General features: G+C 60.2%; 16 protein-coding genes and 1 pseudogene. 6 read left to right on the top strand and 11 right to left on the bottom strand.

The genetic code is table 11. The features are described 5' to 3' along the window. Positions 1-223: 223 nt before the first annotated feature. Together ACIGJB_RS02875 and ACIGJB_RS02870 are read left to right on the top strand one after the other, a co-directional pair. The gene (locus tag ACIGJB_RS02875) at positions 224-5,332 is read left to right on the top strand and encodes a DEAD/DEAH box helicase (RefSeq protein ID WP_483731306.1); all 5,109 of its coding nucleotides are present in this window, start codon (positions 224-226) and stop codon (positions 5,330-5,332) included. A 100-nt stretch (positions 5,333-5,432) separates the two neighbouring features. Beyond that, a complete protein-coding gene (locus ACIGJB_RS02870; protein WP_483731305.1) occupies positions 5,433-6,050 on the top strand; it encodes a hypothetical protein in 618 nt (205 codons plus the stop codon). A 3-nt stretch (positions 6,051-6,053) separates the two neighbouring features. Here the strand turns inward: ACIGJB_RS02870 and ACIGJB_RS02865 are convergent, their stop codons facing one another. Together ACIGJB_RS02865 and ACIGJB_RS02860 are read right to left on the bottom strand one after the other, a co-directional pair. After that, entirely contained in the window at positions 6,054-7,043 is a 990-nt protein-coding gene (locus ACIGJB_RS02865; RefSeq protein WP_483731304.1) for an ADP-ribosylglycohydrolase family protein, read from the bottom strand. A 321-nt stretch (positions 7,044-7,364) separates the two neighbouring features. Next, the gene (locus tag ACIGJB_RS02860; RefSeq protein ID WP_483731303.1) at positions 7,365-7,682 is read right to left on the bottom strand and encodes a hypothetical protein; all 318 of its coding nucleotides are present in this window, start codon (positions 7,680-7,682) and stop codon (positions 7,365-7,367) included. A 426-nt stretch (positions 7,683-8,108) separates the two neighbouring features. On the opposite strand from ACIGJB_RS02860, the pseudogene ACIGJB_RS02855 reads away from it, so the two are divergent. Then, positions 8,109-8,300 (top strand): annotated as a pseudogene (locus ACIGJB_RS02855) (cyclic pyranopterin monophosphate synthase MoaC); the annotation flags it as partial. 51 nt (positions 8,301-8,351) lie between these two features. Here ACIGJB_RS02855 and ACIGJB_RS02850 read toward each other — a convergent pair. Next, positions 8,352-9,611 carry a GGDEF domain-containing protein gene (locus ACIGJB_RS02850; protein WP_483731302.1) on the bottom strand — a complete coding sequence of 420 codons (1,260 nt, stop codon included), beginning with the start codon at positions 9,609-9,611 and terminating at the stop codon, positions 8,352-8,354. Positions 9,612-9,906: 295 nt separating this feature from the next. On the opposite strand from ACIGJB_RS02850, the gene ACIGJB_RS02845 reads away from it, so the two are divergent. Next, complete coding sequence (locus ACIGJB_RS02845) at positions 9,907-10,401, top strand: hypothetical protein (RefSeq protein ID WP_483731301.1); 495 nt, start codon at positions 9,907-9,909, stop codon at positions 10,399-10,401. Further along, the gene (locus ACIGJB_RS02840) at positions 10,398-10,925 is read left to right on the top strand and encodes a YMGG-like glycine zipper-containing protein (RefSeq protein ID WP_483731300.1); all 528 of its coding nucleotides are present in this window, start codon (positions 10,398-10,400) and stop codon (positions 10,923-10,925) included. The genes ACIGJB_RS02845 and ACIGJB_RS02840 overlap by 4 nt, the downstream gene beginning before the upstream one ends. Before the next feature lie 4 nt (positions 10,926-10,929). On the opposite strand, the gene ACIGJB_RS02835 is transcribed toward ACIGJB_RS02840, so the two are convergent. The 8 genes from ACIGJB_RS02835 to recA all read right to left on the bottom strand — a co-directional run bounded on the left by ACIGJB_RS02835 (position 10,930) and on the right by recA (position 19,456). Next, positions 10,930-12,726: a PglL family O-oligosaccharyltransferase gene (locus tag ACIGJB_RS02835; protein ID WP_483732241.1), complete on the bottom strand. Its 1,797-nt coding sequence runs from the start codon at positions 12,724-12,726 to the stop codon at positions 10,930-10,932. Positions 12,727-12,845: 119 nt separating this feature from the next. Further along, on the bottom strand, positions 12,846-13,340 hold the full coding sequence (locus ACIGJB_RS02830; protein WP_483731299.1) for a pilin: 495 nt from the start codon (positions 13,338-13,340) through the stop codon (positions 12,846-12,848). Positions 13,341-13,660: 320 nt separating this feature from the next. Then, a complete protein-coding gene (locus ACIGJB_RS02825; RefSeq protein WP_483731298.1) occupies positions 13,661-14,356 on the bottom strand; it encodes a TerC family protein in 696 nt (231 codons plus the stop codon). 272 nt (positions 14,357-14,628) lie between these two features. Beyond that, positions 14,629-15,510, bottom strand: a complete 882-nt coding sequence (gene sucD, locus ACIGJB_RS02820) for a succinate--CoA ligase subunit alpha (RefSeq protein WP_483731297.1) — start codon at positions 15,508-15,510, stop codon at positions 14,629-14,631. An 86-nt stretch (positions 15,511-15,596) separates the two neighbouring features. After that, the gene (gene sucC, locus ACIGJB_RS02815; protein WP_011296719.1) at positions 15,597-16,766 is read right to left on the bottom strand and encodes an ADP-forming succinate--CoA ligase subunit beta; all 1,170 of its coding nucleotides are present in this window, start codon (positions 16,764-16,766) and stop codon (positions 15,597-15,599) included. A gap of 87 nt (positions 16,767-16,853) precedes the next feature. After that, positions 16,854-17,528, bottom strand: coding sequence for a DUF2889 domain-containing protein (locus tag ACIGJB_RS02810; protein ID WP_483731296.1), 675 nt, complete (start codon positions 17,526-17,528; stop codon positions 16,854-16,856). A gap of 297 nt (positions 17,529-17,825) precedes the next feature. Beyond that, a complete protein-coding gene (gene recX / locus ACIGJB_RS02805) occupies positions 17,826-18,296 on the bottom strand; it encodes a recombination regulator RecX (protein ID WP_483710500.1) in 471 nt (156 codons plus the stop codon). A 98-nt stretch (positions 18,297-18,394) separates the two neighbouring features. Further along, entirely contained in the window at positions 18,395-19,456 is a 1,062-nt protein-coding gene (recA, locus tag ACIGJB_RS02800) for a recombinase RecA (RefSeq protein WP_483731295.1), read from the bottom strand. A 268-nt stretch (positions 19,457-19,724) separates the two neighbouring features. Here recA and ACIGJB_RS02795 point away from each other — a divergent pair, with 268 nt between their 5' ends. Continuing rightward, positions 19,725-20,414: a response regulator gene (locus ACIGJB_RS02795; protein WP_483731294.1), complete on the top strand. Its 690-nt coding sequence runs from the start codon at positions 19,725-19,727 to the stop codon at positions 20,412-20,414. Positions 20,415-20,417: the final 3 nt, after the last annotated feature.

Raw genomic sequence — 20,417 nt, 5'->3', positions numbered from 1 at the left:
TGGAAAAGGGTGTCAGAATATCATCTGGTGTTGGAATTGGTCAACCCTATATTTCCAACAGTCTTATTGGTTATGTCGGCTACGTGTTGGGAAACGGTCGATTAGTAACGGTGGGTCGCACGGCGATCACTTGATGCTAGGGGCCAACAGTCTCCGCTTGTGGCCGAAATGTCGCGGCGGGCGGGCATAATGCTGAACCTTGCCAAAATGTATCCGCACAAAAATGACGGCTCTCGAACAGCTTCTGGACACCTTCCGCTCCGCCGCAGTCACCGAACGTGAGAAAGGAACTTACTTCGAAGAACTGATCGTTTGCTACCTGAGGAACGAAGCCACTTACCGCGACCTGTACAGCGATGTGTGGACTTATGCACAGTGGGCGGACCTGCAAAAGTTGGATAAGCGGGACTCCGGCATTGACCTCGTTGCCAAGACCCAAGGTACAGGCGAGTACCACGCCATTCAATGCAAGCTGTATGCGCCGGACTACCGCCTGCAAAAAGGCGACATCGACAGCTTCTTCACCGCATCCGGTAAGAAGCCCTTTGCGCGTCGCATCATCGTCAGCACGACGAACCACTGGTCCGAACACGCCGAAGATGCGCTGATCGATCAGCAACCGCCTGTCAGCAAAATCGATCTGACGGCCCTTGAAGAAAGCCAGATCGATTGGTCGAAGTACCAGTCCATGGCAGCACCTGTCTTCAAGGACAAGAAGCAATTGCGGGACCATCAGAAGAACGCCCTGAACGCGGTCGCGCATGGTCTGGCAGACGCCGACCGGGGCAAGATGATAATGGCCTGCGGCACCGGTAAGACCTTCACCAGCCTGAAGATTGCCGAAACCCTCGCCGGATCAGGCAAACGCGTGCTGTTTCTGGTGCCAAGTTTGTCTCTGTTGTCCCAGACCCTGACTGAATGGACGCAGGAATCGGAAACGCCGCTGCACAGTTTCGCTGTGTGTTCCGACAGCGACGTGGGCAAGAAGCGCAAGAAGGACGACGACGCCGTTCAGACCTTCGTTCATGAACTGCGGTACCCGGCGACCACCGAACCAGCGCGCCTTGCATCGGAAATGAACAAGCGGCACGACGCCCAACACATGAGCGTCGTGTTCAGTACCTACCATTCCATCGATGTCATCAGCCGTTCGCAGAAGGAATGCGGCCTACCGGCGTTCGACCTGATCGTCTGCGACGAGGCACACCGCACCACTGGTGCCACCTTCGACAGCGAAGATGAAAGCGCCTTCGTCAAGGTTCACGATGCCAACTTCATCCGTGCCGCCAAGCGCCTATACATGACCGCCACGCCGCGCATCTATGGCGATTCAGCTAAGGCCAGCGCGGAGAAAGACAATGTGGCCCTGTGTTCGATGGACGATGAAGCATTGTATGGCGAGGAATTGTTCGTTATCACCTTCTCAGAGGCCGTCAAGCGTGGCCTGCTGGTCGATTACAAGGTCATCGTGCTGGCAGTGGAAGAAGCCCACGTCAGCCGCCGCCTGCAAGGATTGCTGAAAGACGAGAACAACCAACTCAAAGTTGATGACGCCGCCAAGATCGTTGGCTGCTGGAAGGCGCTGTCCAAACAGGGACTGACGGAAGACCTCATCGGCGATGGCGATCCGATGCGGCGTGCGGTGGCCTTCTGTCAGGTCATCGAAGTTTCGAAAGGTACCAAGGCCCACAAGGTCAGTTCCAAGCAGATCGCAGGCATGTTCCAAGCCGTAGTCGAGGAATATCAGGAAAAGGAAGAGTTCGAACAGATCACCCGCCTCACCTGCGAAGCCGAACACGTGGACGGCAGCATGAACGCCAGCGAGAAGGAAGAAAAGCTGGCTTGGCTGAAGGCCGAAACGCCGGAAAACACCTGTCGAATCCTGAGCAACGTCCGGTGCCTATCTGAAGGCGTGGATGTACCGGCGTTGGACGCCGTCCTGTTCCTGACGCCGCGCAATTCGCAAGTAGACGTGGTGCAGTCGGTGGGACGCGTCATGCGAAATGCACCCGGCAAGAAACGGGGTTATGTCATTCTGCCTGTGGTCATCCCCGCTGGCGTCGAGCCGCACGAAGCCCTGAACGACAACAAGACCTATGCCGTGGTGTGGCAGGTCTTGCAGGCGCTGCGTTCGCACGATGACCGCTTTGACGCGATGGTCAATAAGCTGGACTTGATCGGCAAGGACACCAGCAAGATGGAGATCATTGCTGTCACAGATAAAATCCAGAAGAAGCAGGGGAAGAAGTCAAGGGGTGATAGGGCCAAGGATGCTGCAAAGGGCGGCTTCACCATTGGCGAGAAGGCAAAGCCACGCACCACGCAGGAACAGCACGAAATGGAGTTCGAGATCGGTGAGATCGAGAAGGCCATCTACGCCAAGCTGGTGCAGAAGGTCGGCAATCGCCACCATTGGGAAGATTGGGCCAACGATATTGCCAAGATCGCCCGGACCCATATCGACCGCATCACCGGCATCATCGAGAACCCGGCCAACACCAAGGAACGTGAAGCCTTCGACGCCTTCACACACGAACTGCGCGACGACCTGAACGGCAGCATCACAGATGGCGAAATCATCGAGATGCTAGCGCAGCATCTCATCACCAAGCCGGTGTTCGACGCCCTCTTTGCGGACTACAGCTTCGCCCAGCACAACCCGATGTCCATCGCCATGCAGAACGTTCTGGATGTACTGCATGAACACCGGCTGGAAAAGGAAGCTGACACGCTGGAGAAGTTCTATGAAAGCGTGAAGCTGCGGGCGGAAGGCATCGACAACGCGGCGGGTAAACAGAAGATTGTTGTGGAGTTGTACGACAAATTCTTCCGCAATGCATTTCCAAAGATGACCGAGCGGTTGGGGATCGTCTACACGCCGGTCGAAGTGGTGGACTTCATCATCCACAGTGTCGCCCACATCCTGCAAGCCGAATTTGGGCAGACCCTTGGCAGCAAGGGCGTACATATCATCGACCCTTTCACCGGCACTGGCACCTTCATCACCCGCCTACTGCAAAGCGGCTTGATCAAGCCGGAAGAACTGCCCCACAAGTACAAGCACGAAATCCACGCCAATGAAATCGTGCTGCTGGCCTATTACATTGCGGCGATCAACATCGAAGCGGTGTACCACGGTGCTGTTGGCGGGAAGTACCAGCCCTTCGAAGGCATCTGCCTGACCGATACCTTCCAGTTGTACGAAAAGGAAGACATGGTGGATGCGCTGTTGGCAAACAACAGCGCCCGCCGAAAGCGCCAGAAGAAACTGGACATTCGCGTCATCTTCGGCAATCCGCCATACTCGGCAGGCCAAGATAGCGCCAACGACAACAACCAAAACGTGGCGTATCCGCATCTGGATAGCAGGATTCGCAGCACCTATGCTGAGCGTTCCACTGCGACACTGAAGAACGCCTTGTATGACAGCTATGTCCGTGCTCTCCGGTGGGCGAGTGACCGTATCGGCAACAGCGGCGTCATTGGTTTCGTTACAAATGCTGGCTTCCTAGATTCGAACACGGCTGATGGTCTACGCCAATGCCTGGCCGACGAGTTTTCTAGTATCTATGTGTTCCACTTGCGCGGAAATCAACGCACATCTGGTGAACTTTCGCGGCGGGAGGGCGGCAAGATTTTTGGTAGCGGCAGTCGCGCGCCGATTGCCATTTCCCTGCTGATCAAGAACCCCAACGCAGCGCAGCACGGTCAGATTTACTTTCACGACATCGGTGACTACCTGACGCGCGAAGAAAAACTGGAAAAGATCGGCGCCTTCGCGAGCATTGCTGGGATCACCAATGCTCAGGGCTGGAAGATGGTAATGCCTGACCAGTACGGCGACTGGCTTAACCAGCGTGACGACACCTTCGGCGACTTTATCTCACTTGGGGAAAAGAAGGGCAAGAGTACCACCGTACTCTTCGAGAACTATTCCAGTGGAGTGAAGACCAATCGAGACGCGTGGGTTTATAACCATTCCCGCAAGAATTTGATTTCCACCGCAAAGGGGATGATCGGGTTCTACAATTTGGAGGTGGATCGGTACAAGGCCGCGTGCGCGGGGCGAAATAAGACGGACTGGCCAGATGTGGATACATTTCTTGACTTCGATTCGACAAAAATGAGTTGGACTCGCGAAGTCAAGCAGGATTTAGGGAGGCAGAAAACGAGGACGTTCTTGCCAGAAGGAATTGTTCCCGCAGCCTACCGACCATTCTCAAAGACATGGGTCTACTTCAACCAGCACTTCAATAACTGCGTCTATCAAATGCCACGCATCTTCCCAAGTGCGGTGGCAGAAAACCGAGTAATCTGCTTAACGGGTCTAGGCACGCCCAAAGAATTTTCCGTTGTCATGAGCGATGTCTTGCCTGATGTCCAGCTACTTGCAAACGGTCAGTGTTACCCACTGTATCTCTATAACACCTCCGAGAACGGAACCACCACTGAGGACGAGGAGCAAGCTGGTCTGTTTGGGGCATCACATACGGAGGAGCCACCGACCCAACGCCGCGATGCGATCACCGACGACGGACTTGCACACTTCCAGTCAGCCTATCCGGGCGAGAAGATCGGCAAGGAAGACGTGTTCTACTACGTCTATGGCCTGCTGCATTCGTCCGATTACCGGGACCGGTATGCCGACAACCTGAGCAAGGAACTGCCACGCATACCATGCATGAAAACCGCCGCTGACTTCTGGGCTTTCTCCAAGGCTGGCCGCAAGCTGGCGGACCTGCACGTCAACTATGAGACGGTGGAGAAGTACCCGTTGCAAATCGTTGGCGGCGGCCTGCTGTTGAACGATGCCGACTACCGTGTCGAGAAGATGCGCTATGGGAAGAAGGGCAAGGACAAAGACCTCACGACGCTGATCTACAACGACAAGATCACCCTGACCGGCATCCCACTGGAAGCCTATGACTACGTGGTCAACGGCAAACCGGCACTGGATTGGGTCGTGGAACGTCAGTGCGTGAAGACCGACAAGGACAGTGGCATCGTCAACGACGCCAACGATTGGGCTGTCGAGACTATGGGCAACCCTCGTTACCCGCTGGAACTGTTCCAGCGGGTAGTGACGGTAAGTCTGGAAACGATGAAGATCGTCCGGTCACTGCCACGTCTCGACTTCCAGCAGGCCGTACCTGTGGATGGGAAGTCGAAGCATGCCGATGGCGCACCTGCGTTGACCGTTGTTGCTGATAGTCACCGCCAGCAGAAACTGGATGAGGACATCGAACAGGGTGCGCTTGGCCCAGATGGCGTCCCATGTGCGGTTGTCGATTGGGACCGTTCGCGAGTACGCGCCAAGAAGGGCGAGCGGTAACGTTTGCCATCCAATCCGGTCGTTGGGACGGTCCCCATTATTGCGTCGGGGACCGTCTCTTACCGGCAGAATCGGGCATCCCCAAGTTCAAGCGACACACTTGCGCCGCATCCCTGCCTTTTCTATGGAACAGCTAGAGAAATTCGAAGAAGACCTGAAGGCCATCATTGGCTTCCCGACGACCCTTCGTCCCTTCATATGCGACGGCTCACCGCTTGACTGCAGCGTTTTTTTCGTCGGACTGAACCCTGCGACCCCAATGAAGACTGGATTCTGGGACTTCTGGACACCGGGCGTCGGCTTTGACCGGGCGGCGTGGTTCACGACATACAAAGAGGAACGGATAGCTGCCGGACCCAAGCAGGGGAAGACACGTGTTCTCCCTGTCTCCCGCACTCGAAGGCTGGTCAATCACATGCTTGACGGACTTGGCAGCATCAAGGCACTGGAAACGAATATCTTCTCCACAGCGGCGCCGGCCTACCGTGATCTTCGACATGCCCAACGGGACACGACGCCTTTCGACTTTCTTCTGGATCGCATCAAGCCACGGCTACTAGTCGCGTTTGGAAAGGACGTACACCACCATCTTGCGGGGCGCAACGTGAACGCCCAAATTATCGAAATACCCCACTTCGCTGATCGCAAGGCTGGATGGTCGAACGCCAAGGCATATTCTCTCGGAGAAGAAGTGCACACCACTGTCAGGGCAGCGTGACATTCATCCGCGTTGTTCGTGGAACCGGGTGATCAACGGTTCCACCAGTTCATACCCGCGCAACTTTTGCAGCCAGCGAATGGGGATTGCCGACAGTCCATCGCGGCAGCCCACGAGGCCACCCGCGATAGCTGCCGTCGTGTCGGTGTCGTGACCGAAGAGGACGGCGCTCTTGACCACATCCGCGAAGGTTTCCTGTTCCATTGCGATACGGGCGCTCCAAATCGTATCGACACAATACCCTGTGCCCCTTGGCTTGCCGGTCTTCGGGAAGCTACGAAGGACATCTAGTTCGCGCAACAGGGTCTGCCGTTCCTGACCGTCGCTCCCGGTGTATATCTCTTCAAGACGGCTGTCTGCCCAGACCCACGGATCGGCAAGCCGGTGCAGATAGCCCCTCGCCACCAGCACGTATAAACCGCAGGCTACCAGCGACCGGGGGTGGGCATGGGTCACAAGCGACTGACAATGGGCGTCGTGGACCAAGTCTTCATCGGTGTCGGTGTGCCACAAGGCAAGCGGCAGAACACGCATCAGCGATCCGTTGCCATTGTCCATGACCGACGCACCGCCAGCTTCAAAAGGCGACACTCCGTCTCTAAGCCGGTCTAAGGCGCTTGAAGTTTGCGCCCCGATGTCGAACACGTCTCCATCCACCGCAAGATACCCTTCGTCGTACCAGCGCAGCAGGCGGTCAGCGAAGTCGGTCAATGAGAAGTGGCCTTGGTCAAGCAGACTGGCAAACAGGCAAAGACCCTGTGCGCCGTCGTCCGACCACGTACCGTCCGGCACGTCATGGGCACGCGAGAAGCCGACCGGGGGTGTCATCTCTATGAGGTCGCGGGTGGGAAGATTCTCTGGCGGATGAAATTCCCAAGGTACTCCAACGGCGTCGCCCACTAAGAGGCCAACCAAGCCCGCAACCGCCTTATCGCTGGCATGGTTCTGTAGCAGTGACTCGAATCCAGCCTTTATTTCGCTTCGGTTCGTCAAATGCGTCCTCCGTATTGGTGATGACTGGCCCCATCCGCCCAACTGAAGCGACCAACTGCCCCAATGATGGCAATAGGCAATGGTCCCATTGGATCATTGCCTACCAATGGCTGCCGGACCAACGGTTGTGCGACTGTGACATCCATTGGGGACTTACAAACGCCCGCACGCTGACAATGGTTTACAGCCCGCACTGCGAATGTCGGACTGTGTCCTGCTTTGACTGTGACCATTGCCAATGGCTGGGGGAAATGATCGAACACAGTCACCGACCGTAGCAGTGGAGACGTTGCAATGCACAGGCACCTCAATGGGCGTCGGCTATTCGTCAAGCTCGTCCACTGTCTTCGAATTGAAGTCGGCGGTGACAATCAAGGCCGAACGGTAACGTGGTTTTGTGATGCAAAGATAACATGACCGAAGCATTCCAGCAGACGCCATCGTTAGCAGAGACTGAAATTCACTTGGGGATAGGTCGATAACGGCCTGTAAAACCGGCTTGACAGCAATGATTGCGCCAATCGATGGCACTTCCTTCTGACCGACGACCGGGTTCGCATTGACATACGCCATGATGGAAAACTGCGAAGTTCCTGCTACTGGCTCTGTGAATTCACCCTCAATGTGCATGGTGATCATGGTCACACGTTCTGGCGGCAATGATCGAGGTCTGTCGGCGCGAACACCTAGACTGGCGCGAAGCCGTTTAATGTCGCCGTAACACGGTAGCAGTTCATCGCTTCTTTTCCTACGTGGGCGTGACATGGGCCGTCTCCGAATGACGACATGTGAACCGGCTTTTGATAACCATTGGGGACATGTGGAAGCGGACGACGCAGCAGCCGGTTTGCCGGTCGTAATGCAAACATCATCGACTGTAGCCGTGACCGTGCCGATAGACAGCTATCGCCAGTTGCAACGTCATCTCGTAAACTCATGGCTGGCGTTGGAGCGATTGCTCCATTTCTGCTCCACTTCTGCTCCAACACCGTTCCACTTGATCAACCGGATTGGTCAAGATCGAAGGTTTGAACGTTGACGGATGTTAGTAAGCACTCTCGCCCTATCCGCTGCACCGTGCGCACCGAGACCCGCGGCCAGACCGGCGTGGAGATGGAGGCACTGACCGGCGTGCAGGTGGCGCTGCTGACCATTTACGACATGTGCAAGGCGGTCGATCGTGGCATGGTGATGGGCGGAGTGCAGTTGCTGGAGAAGCACGGCGGAAAGTCAGGCGACTGGGTGGCTGGCGCTTAGACAGAAGCCGTGACAACCGGAAGCAGCCATCGGCGATTCGACGTGCCTCGTCTACGGCGCCTCGGTCCAGTCGGCAAGAAGCCGATGCCCGTCCGACGATCCTGAATCGTAAATCGTCAGCGGAAGAGAACCGGTCGCGCGCCCGATGGCTGCATCGGACCATTCGCTGCATCGGATACTGTTGCGGCCCGCTTCCTTGGCTTCATACAGCAGGGCGTCGGCTGCGGCAATCAAGGTCTTTTCGGTGGCACCGTGCCTCGCCACGGAAAAATCCACGGCCAGCACGCCAAAGCTGGCGGTAGTCGGGATGTTGCCGCTGGCGGCGTCGGCGGTCGGATTATCCACAATCGCCGCCCGCAACCGCTCGGCAACGGTCAAGGCACCGTCCAGGTCCGTCTGCGACAGGACCAGCAGGAATTCTTCCCCGCCGTAGCGCACCACGCTATCGACATGCCGGCGCGTCATCGCCTGAAGCAGGTCCGCCACATGTTGAAGCACGGCATCGCCGGTCTGATGGCCGAAGGTATCGTTGATGCGCTTGAAGTGGTCGATATCGCAAACCACGAGGGTCAGCCAATGCTTGTACCGCTCTGCCCTGGCAATCTCCATCGGCAGCAGCGTTTCATGCAAATGGCGCCGGTTGTAGCACCCGGTGAGATGGTCCCTGGTCGACTGGTGCTTCAGTTCGGTCAGCGACCGGTACTCGTCGCGCCATAGCCGGTGGTAGCGGCGGGCCGCCACCAGCCCGAAGCTGTTGGCCAGCAGCAAGAGCATCGTCATGGTCAGGGCATCCGACGGGCTCAGGTTCCCCTTCTCCACCGCGATCAGGATGAAGACCGCGGTGGCAGCGATAGCGATGCCCTTTGCAATGACCAGCCGGTTGGGAATGAAGATATAGACGACGATCAGCATGATGCACAGTGACATCGCGTGCCATGGGATCTCGGTGGGCCGGTACCAAACGATCAGCATGAAAGTTGCCATGCCCACGACCTCGGCAGCACTTGCGACGAACCAGTGCGCCGCGATGGATTCGGACTCGTCGCGCAGCAGATACAGGCCCATCACTGCCGTGATCGCGACCAGCATGCGGCCGACGAACAGGACCAGCGCCACGCGCCCATAGCCCAGCGCCGCGACATCCGTCATCGAAAAGGCCAGATAGAACGCCGAGCAGAACAGCAGTGTCAGATGAAGGGACGACCGGCTGCGCGTCAGGTGGTGGCGCTGGAATGCCAGCTCCGTTTCTGCCTGGCGAAACTCCACGCGCAACGGGTCAATGGCAAATTCAGATGGGGATTCGAGGTTCACGGTCTTGGCTGCGTGATAACTTCGAAACACTTTATTACAAATCTCGCCGCAGCGCGGTGAAGTATGAAAATCAAAGCGTCTTTTGCAACGCCTCGTCGCTCGACCGAACACCATGCGTACGGCTGGCGCACCGTGCCGTAATAAAGGTAACGACGCATTTCATGGCGCCGTGCGCCGCCGCCGGCAGGCGTAAATTGGTATTCAATACCAATCAGGCCAGCATGGCCGGACAGGCCGCGGTACCGCGGTACCGCGGTGCCGGCGCGGCCTGGCGCATTCGCATAGGGTGAGTTCGATGAACGGGCGCAAGCTTTGCCAGTTGGCGCTGGCTCTGGCGGCGGTCACCACCAGCGGCGCGGCAGTCGCCGGCCGGGCCTATTACCATGGCGGCGGCTATCACGGCGGCTATTACCACGGCGGTTACTATCGCGGCGGCTACTACCCTGCGCGTGTCGGCGTGGGCGTGTATTTCGGCCCGGGATTCGTGTACGGCGGGTATCCCTATGGCTACTATCCGTACCCGTACTACTATCCGCCCGCGGTGATGGCGGCGCCGGCGTCACCGCCGCAATACATCGAACAGGGTCCCGACGGACCGGTCGCCGCGCCCGGACCTGAAGGCGCCATGCCCTCCGAAGCACCGGCGCAGGCCTGGTGGTACCACTGCAACCAGCCCGAAGGCTATTACCCCTATATTCACGCTTGCCCTGGCGGATGGCAGAAGGTGCCGGCCCAGCCTCCGTCCGGTTCAGTCGCACCTGAATCGCCTGCGCCGGGGGTATCGTCATGAAGGCACGTGCTTACCTTATCCGTCGTTCGCAGGCTGTGGCACTGACTGTGGCGACACTGGCACTGGGGGCTTGCGCCGTGATGCCATCTGGCCCGTCGGTCATGGTGCTGCCGGGTACCGGCAAGAGCTTTGACCAGTTCCGGGCTGACGACGGCAACTGCCGGCAGTACGCATTCGGACAGGTAGGCGGCGTCAGTTCCGCGCAGGCGGCGAATACCAGCGCGGTGGGCAGCACGGTGGTCGGTACCGCGCTGGGCGCCGCCGCGGGCGCGGCATTCGGCGGCGGCGAGGGTGCAGCCGTGGGTGCCGGCGTGGGTCTGCTGACCGGTGCGGCATATGGCGCTGGCAATGCGCAGTACTCGGGCTACGGCACGCAGCGGCAGTATGACGCGGCCTACCTCCAATGCATGTATGCCAGCGGGCATCGCGTACCGGTCCACGGCAACATGGCGGTGGCGCGGCCGGGGCCGTCTTATTACTATCCGCCGCCCCCTCCGCCACCAGGGTACGGTGGATGGTATTGACCGGTCAGCCCTGTTCGGGCATGTGTCGCGCCTGCTCGCGCATCCATCGACAGAACTCGCGCGGCCGCGCCGCATGGTCGACGTCGCGACAGGCCTGATCGAGCGCGGCGTACTGGGCCGGTTCATCCCCCGCATAGTAGAAACGCAGGCGCTCCAGCCACGCGCGCCCTTGCGCGGCGTCTCCCGTCAGCGCCATCAGCCATGCGGTGCGGGCAATCATCGTCGGCGTCGGCAGCAGATGCACGGCGGCGATATGGGAAGGCAACAGTTGTGCGGCATTGGCGGGCGTGATGATCGCACGCTCGGCGACATCGGCTGACGCATACGGGCGGAACCAGTACGCGGGCATCGGCAGCGTGGCTCGACGCTCACGGCTGGCATACTCGCGCGCCTCGGCACGCCGGTAGTCCTGCCACATCGTAGCGAGCACGATCGCGCTGACCGCGGCGAACCCCGCCAGCAATCCTAGAGACAGCCAGCGCGGCATGTGCCATCGCCCGAAACCACTCGGCTCGAGCCAGCCCAGCATGAAGCAGAACGGCAGGAAGAAGTACAGGTAGTGCAGCGGGTACTCGAGCATCGAATGCGCGCACAGCATGGCCAGCCATGTCAGGACGACAACGGTTTGCGCCCTTTCGTCGCTATCCGCCTGCACCAGCCGGACACACACCACGCGCCACAACCATCCCGCCAACGCAATGGCCACGCCTGCGGTCCCGACAATTCCAGTCTTGGCCAGCAGGTCGAGTATCGCGTTGTGCGAATGCAGCGCCATCTCGACCTTCACGCCGACCTGCGGCAACTGCTGGAACTGCGCCCAGCCGAATTCGCCCCAGCCTACGCCGAGCCATGGATGCGTGCGGAACATGGCCCAGGCGTGGGTCCACAGCGCGCGGCGAGCGGATGTCTGGTCGGCGGACTTCAGTTGTGCGACGGTATCGAACAGGCGCCAGTCGAAGGCGTGGCTTGCGGCTTTGATGGTCGGCTGCAGCGCCAGCAGGACGATGACCGTGACGACTGCCGCAACCAGAAGGCCGACGGGTCGCTGCATCGGATCGATATCGCGACGCGCACCGCGCGCAAGCCATGCGGCGATGATGGCGTACAGCGCCGCGATGCCCACGTGCAAGACGCCTGTGCGTGAGCCTGACAGGACGATGCCGCTTTCCAGCAGGACCACGGCTGCCAGCCACATCGGGAAACGCAGCTTGCCGCGCGAGGCTAGCCATGTCGCGGCGACCAATGCCATGCCCTCTATGGTGGCCTGGTGATTGGGCTGGTTGACGTTGCCCCAGAGGCGGCGGTTGTCGTCGTAAAAATAGGCAGAGACAAGGCCGAAGCTATGGGACTCAAGGTGGAAGAGTTGGACCCACTGAGCCAGGGTGCCGAGCAGGCCTGCGAGGAGGAAAGCGGTGGCGAAGGCGTCTGCTACGGCACGGCGGTTGTTTGGCAACGTGGAAGCGCCATGACGCCACGCGGCGAGCATGACTGTTGCGCCGAGTGCCAGTGTGAGTTGCGTCGTGAAGCGACTGCCGGTCAGGTCATTGAGGCCGGAGGCTGATTGGAGTGCGCCGAGGGCGATCAGCCAGAGTGGAAGGCTTGCAATCGAGGAGATTTGGGAGTCGGACTTCGATCGGAGTGTCGATAACGTCAGCAAGCCAGTAAGCAGCAGGAATGCCGCCGCCGCTGCCCATTCGCCGTAGAAGGTGGCCTGCGGCAAAGTGTGCCGGGAAACCAGTAGCGGGAAAGCAATCGTGAGGACAAGAAAGATCGCCGGAACGGCGGTCTTGGGCTGCGGCATGCGACGCCTTGTTGGCAAAAGGCGCATGATAGCTTGAGGGACGGGCAAACAAAAAGCGCCCGAAGGCGCTTTGATCAGGAAGTAAGGTCTATCGCCCAAACGCAAAGACCTCGATCCAGTTACGGACAATCGCCCGAACCCGGCTTGAAGGCACGCGAGCTTGCTGATGCTGTAGTGCAAGTCGTGCCCGAATTCGTCCACGTCAGAGTATTGCTCCCGGCAGTGAACGTGGGCGTATCGACAATCGTAAGGTTCACGGGCGGGGTTGCTGTGTCGGTGGCACCAGTAGTCACAGTGATGACGCCATCCACTACTGCTGTCGCCGTGGCAACGGTGATGTTCTTCGTCACGTTGATACTCGGGATACCGTTGGCGCCCGAATCGCAAGCGGTAAGAGCCCCCAGTTCTTGGTAGCACATTGAGACGGCAGTTTTGACTGCAGCCAATTCGGCCATTGCACCGGCGGCCCGAGTACGCGAAGTGTAGTCGCTGTACTGGGGAATAGCGATCGCCGCCAAAATACCAATAATCGCCACAACGATCATCAGTTCGATCAGCGTAAAGCCCTTCTGAACCCGACGGCCCAGCTTTTTGATTTGTTGTACCCGTTGCATGAGATGACCCCTCGAAGAGATTTTAGGTTGATGCACTGCACGTCTTCGATCTGTGAAGTGCGGGGAGGATAGAGCAGTTACCGTGCCAAGCACCGATACCCCACTAACAGGGGGCCAGGCGACAAATTTCGTCACCCGGCAAATGAGCACCCATGTCCTAGCACCAAAAATTGTCAGTTGTCTGCCAATGTCTCCTGCCAGACCGACAAAATATGCGATAACTCACATAAGTTAGCCCCGCATTTCGGGGCATCCATCAGCAGAAAAGGGCAGCCACCAGGGCTGCCCTTTGCTATGCGGCGTTCAGAACGCCGGCTTCGTCAGGCTGTCTGTGCAGCGCGGCGGCTCATCAGCTTGCCGACCACGACCACCAGGAGCGCCCCGGCAATACCGAACACCAGGTGGGCATGCGGCACGTTGAGTTCGAACCAGGCGGCATCGACCGGATCGCTCACCAGCATTTCACCGGCCAGGTAGCCCAGCAGCGCAGCACCCAGCACGATGATGACCGGGAAGCGCTCCATGACCTTGAGCAGCAGCGTGCTGCCGAACACGATCAGCGGGATCGACAGGCCCAGGCCCAGGATCAGCAGCATCAGCTGGCTGCCCTCAGGACCCTTCTGCGCGGCAGCAGCCACGGCCACCACGTTGTCCAGGGACATGACGAGGTCGGCGATCAGGATGGTGCGGATGGCTTGCCAGATGTTGTCCTTGGCGTCGTGGCCGTCTTCGTCATCTTCGCCGGTCAGCAGTTGCACGCCGATATAGACCAGCAGCACGGCGCCGACGATCTTCAGGTACGGCAGGCTCAGCAGCTTGACGGCGGCCACGGTCAGCACCACCCGCATGATGATGGCGGCGGCGCTACCCCAGAAGATGGCCTTCTTCTGTTGCGCGGGCGGCAAGTTGCGCGAGGCGAGCGCGATAACGACCGCGTTGTCGCCGGACAGGACGATGTTGGTCAGGATGATCGATCCCAACGCAATCCAGAACGTGGTGGAAGACAGCAGTTCCACGGCAGTGCTCCTCGAGGTTTTCTATCTAATATGTCCGACCGCGCCCGATTGCGGCAGTTCGGATGTCTGAAAAAACAGACATGTATAGCGTGCGAACCTTTCGATTCGATTTCAAGTCAGCAGCAAACTTCTCGGGAAATACCCTAGGAAGCGCTTCGCCACAATGACATTGCCCCCGCACTTGGCGGGGGCAATCCCGCTCCAGCCACGCCGGAGCGGTTCCACACAGGGCCTTGCGCGCCGCATGAGCGCGCCGGGCCTGGATGTGTGACTTACAGCTTGGCCTTCAGCAGGCGAGCCATTTCCGACGGGTTCTTGGTCACCGTGATACCGCAGGCTTCCATGATTTCCAGCTTGGCCTGGGCGGTGTCGGCACCACCCGAGATCAGCGCGCCGGCGTGGCCCATGCGCTTGCCCGGAGGCGCGGTGACACCAGCGATGAAGCCAACCACCGGCTTCTTCATGTTGTCCTTGATCCAGTGGGCCGCATTGGCTTCGTCGGGACCGCCGATCTCGCCGATCATGACCACGGCGTCCGTATCCGGATCGTCGTTGAACATCTTCATGACGTCGATGTGCTTCAGGCCGTTGATCGGGTCGCCACCGATACCGACAGCCGACGACTGGCCCAGGCCCAGCGCGGTCAGCTGGCCCACGGCTTCGTACGTCAGCGTACCCGAGCGCGACACCACGCCGATGCGGCCCTTGCGGTGGATGTGACCCGGCATGATGCCGATCTTGATCTCGTCCGGCGTGATCAGGCCCGGGCAGTTCGGTCCCAGCAGCAGGGTCTTCTTGTTCTCGCGGCGCATGCGGTCCTTGACTTCCATCATGTCGCGCACGGGGATGCCTTCGGTGATGCAGACCACCAGGTCCAGGTCGGCGTCAACGGCTTCCCAGATGGCGGCAGCGGCGCCTGCGGGCGGCACGTAGATGACGGAAACGGTGGCGCCGGTCTGGGCCTTGGCATCCTTCACGCTGGCGTAGATGGGAATGCCTTCGAAGTCTTCGCCGGCCTTCTTCGGGTTCACGCCTGCGACAAAGCAGTTCTTGCCGTTGGCATAGTCACGGCAGCCACGGGTGTGGAACTGGCCGGTCTTGCCAGTGATGCCCTGGGTGATGACCTTGGTGTCTTTGTTGATCAGAATCGACATACGTTATTCCTTTGCTTGGCTCTGGCAGCACGGGCACGCAGCCACGCGCGCTGCCCCAGTCCGCTTGAATGTTTTCGGCGCCCGGATTACTTCTTGCCGGCGGCAGCAGCCACAACCTTCTGGGCGGCTTCTTCCATGGTGTCGGCAGCGATGATCGGCAGGCCTGAATCGGCCAGCATCTTCTTGCCCAGGTCTTCGTTGGTGCCCTTCATGCGGACCACCAGCGGAACCGTCAGGTTCACAGCCTTCGATGCCGAGATCACGCCTTCGGCGATCACGTCGCAGCGCATGATGCCGCCGAAGATGTTGACCAGGATGGCTTCCACGTTCGGGTTCTTCAGCATCAGCTTGAAGGCCTCGGTCACCTTCTCGGTGGTGGCACCGCCGCCCACGTCGAGGAAGTTGGCCGGCTCGCCGCCGAACAGCTTGATGGTGTCCATGGTGGCCATGGCCAGGCCGGCGCCGTTCACCAGGCAGCCGATGTTGCCGTCCAGCGAGATGTAGGCCAGGTCGAACTTCGAAGCTTCGATTTCGTTGGCGTCTTCTTCATCCAGGTCGCGGTAGGCGACGATTTCCGGATGACGGAACAGCGCGTTCGAGTCGAAGTTGAACTTGGCGTCCAGCGCGATGACCTTGCCTTCGCCGGTCAGGATCAGCGGGTTGATTTCGGCCAGCGAAGCGTCGGTGTCGTAGAACGCCTTGTACAGGCCTTGCAGGGCCTGGCGAGCCTGGGCCACCGAAGCGTCGGGCACGCCGATCTTGCGGGCGATGTCGTCGGCGTCAGCATCGGTCAGGCCGGTCGACGGCTCGATGATCAGCGTGTGGATCTTTTCCGGGGTGTGGGCAGCGACTTCCTCGATGTCCATGCCGCCTTCGCTCGATGCCATCAGGGCGATCTTCTGCGACACGCGGTCCACCACCAGCGAAACGTACAGTTCCTTCTTGATGTCGGCGCCTTCTTCGATCAGCAGGCGGTTGACCTTCTTGCCTTCCGGACCGGTCTGGTGCGTGACCAGCTGCATGCCCAGGATGTTGGTGGCGTAGGTCTTGACGTCGTCGATGCTCTTGGCAACCTTCACGCCGCCGCCCTTGCCGCGGCCACCCGCATGAATCTGTGCCTTGACCACCCAAACCGGGCCGCCAAGCTCTTCTGCGGCCTTCAGGGCCTCGGCAACCGAGAACGCGGGGATGCCGCGCGGAACCGGCACATTGTATTTGCGCAGGATTTCCTTGCCTTGGTACTCATGGATATTCATGCGTGTTTCCTTTCGGGTAGGCGTAAAAGGTAGAAGGGAAGAATCTGAAAGAAGACGAACTCTCTCGTCCGTGGCCGATCCTGAGGATCAGCCGGAAGTGCCGGTTGGCCGGTCGTACGGAACATTGCCGTGGCCGGCAGCCGCGTGCGCCTGAGGCGTGTTCGCAGCGGCCTGCTCCGCCTCGGCCCGAACCTTGGGCTTCGGCTGGTGACCATACCAGCGTGGGTAAAACTCTCGAACCACCTCGCCATCGAAACGCAGCGCGTGGCAGCCGTTCAACTGGTAAGGGGGTTCGGGATTGGGATCGTCGTCGGCACCATCGCGAATGCTGATGACTTCGCCGGCGAATGCCTGGATTGCGGCGCTCGGCAGCACGCCGGCGGCTTCGGTCAGGTGCGAGCAGCCCTGGATACCGGACAGCCGCTCGCGCACCGCCTTGCGGAAGCCCTTGCGCAGGTTCAGCCCGATCAGCTTGCGGTAAGCCGGGCCAATCTGGTCGCATTGCGTCGGATACGGCACCCAGTCGGAACAAGCCTCCGCATCCAGCACGTTGAGTTGCTCGTCGATCGTGACGCGCAGCCACAGGTCGTGCAGCGGCTGGCCCACCGGACGGATCCGGCCGCCCGCCAGGTCAATGTCACGCGGCTTGGTGTCGGTCAGGTTGACCTCGATGTCCCACAAGCCGTCTTCCCTGAGGTAAGCCTGGGCCGTAATGGCGCGGGTATGACGCGGGGAACGGTTGACGGGCTGGGAAAGAGGCATGACCAGACTGGGAATACGGGGGCAAGTACCGCGGGGGCAAGGTACCGTGGAAAGGCAACGGCGCCGAAAAACCCGAAGAGTTTAACATGCCGGACCGCTTTGCCCGGGAACATCCGCATGCGCCAAGTGTCGGCGTCGGATTGTCGGCCAACCGGAGCGGAAAACCGGCGGCTAAAAGCCATATGGCCGCTCCCGGTGCCGGATTCGGCCCACGGCGTAGCTGGCATACGGCCGAATACACTTGTCGCCAGTACTGGTATTGCCATGAACTCGGACCCGATACGCGGGCCGGCCGCCCTATTCCATCCCGTCCGGATACTCGTCCTCGGCCCCCTGGATCACCTTGCCGATGACCGAGCGCGAAAAACCGCGCGCCATCATGAAACGGATCTGCTTCGCCCGCTCTTCCGGCGTGGCGGGCGGAGTGCCAAAGCGCTTGCGCCAGACCTCGCGCGCGCGCTCGGGCTCGGACTCACGCAGGCGATCTCGCAATTCGCCCAACTGCTCGCTGCCAAGCTGGTGAGTCTTGGCCTCCTGGATGACGCGGGCGGCACCGTAGCGGCTGCCGCGCCGGTGCAGCAGGCTATCGGCAAAGCGCTGGTTGGACAGCCAGTTCTCGCGCTCGAGCGCGTCGAGCAGCTGTTCGAGCTGCTCCGGGGATTCCGCGTGCGGCGCCAGCTTGCGCGCCAGTTCGGCCCGGCTGTGCTCGCGGCGCGACAGGTAGCCTACGGCGCGGGCCTTGAGGGAAAGCGGGGGTCGGGTGGCCATCGGCGCAATTCAGAATTCGGAATTCGGGTAAGGCGGGAAATAAAAAAGGCTGGCGCATCGGCAATGCGCCAGCCCTGGAGCGTACCTGTCGGCAGCGCTCAGTCTTGTTCCACGACCGCGGCCGCCTGCACGCCATTCATCGGCGCCACGCCCAGCGCGGTGCGGACCTTGTTCTCGATCTCCTGGGCAATGTCCGGGTTCTCGCGCAGGAATTCGCGCGCATTGTCCTTGCCCTGGCCAATCTTGTCGCCGTTGTAGCTGTACCAGGCGCCCGATTTCTCGACGATCTTGGCGTCCACGCCCAGGTCGATGATCTCGCCCTGGCGCGAAATACCCTGGCCGTAGAGGATATCGAAGAAGGCCTCGCGGAACGGCGGCGACACCTTGTTCTTGACCACCTTGACCTTGGTCTCGTTGCCGATCACGTCGTCGCCCTTCTTGATCGAACCGATACGACGGATATCCAGGCGCACGGAGGCATAGAACTTCAGTGCATTGCCGCCCGTGGTGGTTTCCGGCGAACCGAACATCACACCGATCTTCATGCGGATCTGGTTGATGAAGATCACCAGGCAGTTGGTGCGCTTGATGGTGCCGGTCAGCTTGCGCAGCGCCTGGCTCATCAGGCGGGCCTGCAGGCCGGGCAGCGAGTCGCCCATTTCGCCTTCGATTTCGGCCTTGGGGACCAGCGCGGCCACCGAGTCGATGATGATCAGGTCGACCGAGCCCGAGCGCACCAGCGCATCAGTGATTTCCAGCGCCTGCTCGCCGGTGTCCGGCTGCGAGATCAGCAGGTCGCCGACGTTCACGCCCAGCTTGCCCGCGTAGTTGACGTCGAGCGCGTGCTCGGCATCGATAAAGGCGCAGGTGCCGCCCAGCTTCTGCATTTCGGCCACGACCTGCAGCGTCAGCGTAGTCTTGCCCGACGATTCCGGACCATAGATCTCGACCACGCGCCCGCGCGGCAGGCCGCCGACGCCAAGGGCGATGTCCAGGCCGAGCGAACCGGTTGACACCACCTGGATATCCTTTTCGACCTCGCCATCGCCCAGGCGCATGATCGAGCCCTTGCCGAACTGCTTCTCGATCTGGGAGAGCGCGGCGGCAAGCGCCTTCTGCTTCTCGGCGCTCACGCCGGCACCTGCCTTCTTGTCGTCCATGGTCGTCCTTGAGTCAAATGTTGAGTCAATGGTGGTATAAAGGGTCGAATGTGGCGCGGCACCGGCATTTCAGACTTTTCCGATTGCTGCCGATCGGTTTACCGGTCTTGCGCCTCAACTACAAAATCACCCGACTGCCTGCACAGCCGCCTTCTGCTGCGGCGTGCGCGGAATGTGCGGGTACTGTATAAAAAAACAGTATGCTTGGCAAGCCCTGTCCGCATTGTTTGCGAGGCCGCTGGCAATGCCGGCCGTGGTGGAGACAACCATGCGCATTCTGATCGCCGAAGATGACGATGTGCTGGCCGACGGCCTGACGCGCTCGTTGCGCCACTCGGGCTATGCGGTCGACCATGTCACGAATGGCCTGGAGGCCGATTCCGCGCTGTCGACCCAAAATTTCGACCTGCTGATCCTGGACCTGGGCCTGCCGCGCATGCCGGGCCTGGAAGTCCTGAAGCGCCTGCGCGCGCGCGGCGCCATGCTGCCCGTGCTGATCCTGACCGCCGCGGACAGCGTGGGCGAGCGCGTGAAGGGCCTGGATCTGGGCGCCGACGACTATATGGCCAAGCCTTTCGCGCTGACCGAACTCGAAGCCCGGGTGCGCGCGCTGGTACGACGCGGCGCAGGCGGCGGCGCCACGCTGATGCGACATGGCCCCCTCGCCTTCGACCAGGTGGGTCGCATTGCCTATATGAACGACCAGATGCTGGACCTGTCGGCGCGCGAAGTCGGACTACTGGAAATCCTGCTGACGCGCAGCGGGCGGCTGGTCTCCAAGGAGCAACTGGTCGACCACCTGTGCGAATGGGGCGAGGAAGTCAGCAATAACGCGATCGAGGTCTACGTGCACCGGCTGCGCAAGAAGATCGAGGTCGGCGGCATCCGCATCGCCACGGTGCGCGGACTGGGCTATTGCCTGGAAAAATTCCAACCGGCCGTGACCGCCCCGAACTAAGGC

It is taken from the genome of Cupriavidus sp. C2SS-8b (assembly GCF_057073745.1).
Note: the sequence above shows the minus strand (reverse complement) of the source record. Positions and strands in the feature narration are given on the sequence as shown.

What these genes read in the sequence shown, in the direction of transcription:
- sucD (WP_483731297.1), bottom strand. Translation starts at nt 15,510, where the DNA reads ATGTCGATTCTGATCAACAAAGACACCAAGGTCATCACCCAGGGCATC.
- ACIGJB_RS02840 (WP_483731300.1), top strand. Translation starts at nt 10,398, where the DNA reads ATGAAGGCACGTGCTTACCTTATCCGTCGTTCGCAGGCTGTGGCACTG.
- recA (WP_483731295.1), bottom strand. Translation starts at nt 19,456, where the DNA reads ATGGACGACAAGAAGGCAGGTGCCGGCGTGAGCGCCGAGAAGCAGAAG.
- ACIGJB_RS02810 (WP_483731296.1), bottom strand. Translation starts at nt 17,528, where the DNA reads ATGCCTCTTTCCCAGCCCGTCAACCGTTCCCCGCGTCATACCCGCGCC.
- ACIGJB_RS02830 (WP_483731299.1), bottom strand. Translation starts at nt 13,340, where the DNA reads ATGCAACGGGTACAACAAATCAAAAAGCTGGGCCGTCGGGTTCAGAAG.
- recX (WP_483710500.1), bottom strand. Translation starts at nt 18,296, where the DNA reads ATGGCCACCCGACCCCCGCTTTCCCTCAAGGCCCGCGCCGTAGGCTAC.
- ACIGJB_RS02860 (WP_483731303.1), bottom strand. Translation starts at nt 7,682, where the DNA reads ATGATCACCATGCACATTGAGGGTGAATTCACAGAGCCAGTAGCAGGA.
- ACIGJB_RS02795 (WP_483731294.1), top strand. Translation starts at nt 19,725, where the DNA reads ATGCGCATTCTGATCGCCGAAGATGACGATGTGCTGGCCGACGGCCTG.
- ACIGJB_RS02845 (WP_483731301.1), top strand. Translation starts at nt 9,907, where the DNA reads ATGAACGGGCGCAAGCTTTGCCAGTTGGCGCTGGCTCTGGCGGCGGTC.
- ACIGJB_RS02875 (WP_483731306.1), top strand. Translation starts at nt 224, where the DNA reads ATGACGGCTCTCGAACAGCTTCTGGACACCTTCCGCTCCGCCGCAGTC.
- ACIGJB_RS02835 (WP_483732241.1), bottom strand. Translation starts at nt 12,726, where the DNA reads ATGCCGCAGCCCAAGACCGCCGTTCCGGCGATCTTTCTTGTCCTCACG.
- sucC (WP_011296719.1), bottom strand. Translation starts at nt 16,766, where the DNA reads ATGAATATCCATGAGTACCAAGGCAAGGAAATCCTGCGCAAATACAAT.